This window comes from Microvirga sp. P4_G7, from assembly GCF_056401005.1.
In genome coordinates this window covers 1-1,325 of sequence record NZ_JBFUKD010000867.1, presented here as the reverse complement: position 1 = coordinate 1,325, position 1,325 = coordinate 1, and the positions used below count along the sequence as shown (strand labels likewise).

The 1,325-nt window shown below is 61.5% G+C and carries 2 protein-coding genes; one reads left to right on the top strand and one right to left on the bottom strand.

Annotation, left to right across the window (positions count from 1 at the left end):
- Positions 1-504 (top strand): citrate/2-methylcitrate synthase (locus tag AC1DT3_RS21470; RefSeq protein ID WP_477467210.1); only part of this gene is annotated, 504 nt, incomplete at its 5' end.
- A gap of 65 nt (positions 505-569) precedes the next feature.
- Here the strand turns inward: AC1DT3_RS21470 and AC1DT3_RS21465 are convergent.
- Positions 570-1,172, bottom strand: a complete 603-nt coding sequence (locus AC1DT3_RS21465; protein ID WP_477467209.1) for a hypothetical protein — start codon at positions 1,170-1,172, stop codon at positions 570-572.
- Between the last annotated feature and the right edge of the window lie 153 nt (positions 1,173-1,325).

Sequence of the window (1,325 nt, the reverse complement as noted above, 5' to 3'; positions counted from 1 at the left end):
GCGCATGGCGGCGCCAACGAAGCGGCGCTCAAGATGCTGGAAGAGATCGGCACGCCCGACCGCATTCCTGAATACATCGCCAAGGCGAAGGACAAGAACGATCCGTTCCGCCTCATGGGCTTCGGCCACCGGGTGTACAAGAACTACGATCCGCGCGCGCGCATCATGCAGAAGACCACGCATGAGGTGTTGAGCGAACTGGGCATCAAGGACGATCCGCTTCTCGACGTCGCCGTCGAGCTCGAGCAGATCGCACTGAAGGACGATTATTTCGTCGAGAAGAAGCTCTATCCGAACATCGATTTCTATTCGGGCATCACCCTGAAGGCGATGGGCTTCCCGACCTCGATGTTCACCGTGCTGTTCGCCCTCGCGCGCACCGTCGGCTGGATCGCACAGTGGAGCGAGATGATCGAGGATCCGTCGCAGCGGATCGGACGTCCGCGCCAGCTTTATGTCGGCTCGCCGAAGCGCGATTATGCGACGGTCGCCCAACGCGGCTGATCGGACGACATACGACGACCAAGGGGCCCTTCGCGGGCCCCTTTTTCATGATGCRCTTCGGTTCGTCATCGGTTCTTCGGATAGGCGACGCCGATCCGTTCGACCCTCGGTTTGACGGCTTTGATCTCGGGCGTATCCGAGCCGAACTCGTTGTCGTTCGAAACTTTCCGCAACGCGGATTCATCGGCGCTCTCGTCGCTGCCGAAGACGACGATCAGATTGCAATCGCCGGGAATGGTGGCGAACGCGCCGCCCTTCCAGTCGGAAACCGTTCCGCCGTAATCCCACCCGAAGCCGTAGAGCGAAAACGGCCTTCCGTTCGCGGTTTCCACATCGCTCAGAGACGCGTTCACGCCCAATCCGTTCGGGCCGGTCCATCCGGCGCCCTTGGCCTGGATGCTCGACGGTCGCCGATAACCCTTCTCGTCCCACCAGGTGATTTCAATTCGGCGAACCGGGTCTTTCGGGAACACCACGCTGGCCTTCAGCTCCGATCCCTCCTCATAGAGCGTCTCTCGCGCCACATTGGCCCTGCCGAATGTCGTAACGAGACGCGCATGATCGGCGTCCTTGGCAAAAGGCCCCGCGCATTTCAGCTCTTCCGCGTGCGCGCCGCCGGAAGCGAGGAGACCGACAGCGAGTGCAGGCAACCACCAGCGTTTCGCCATGGAAAATGCTCCTGAAAATCCGGCATCAGCTGAACACAGGGCCGGTCGCGGCTCAAGCTCGACGAATTGAACCTATGGACGGCTCGAGAGCATTTCGGCGACGATGCGGGCCGCACGCTCACTCGGCGCCTCGGCACCGATCCGCATGAGTTC

Bases quoted from the DNA above. Each gene is read 5' to 3' on its own strand.
- AC1DT3_RS21465 (WP_477467209.1), bottom strand. From the start codon at position 1,172: ATGGCGAAACGCTGGTGGTTGCCTGCACTCGCTGTCGGTCTCCTCGCT.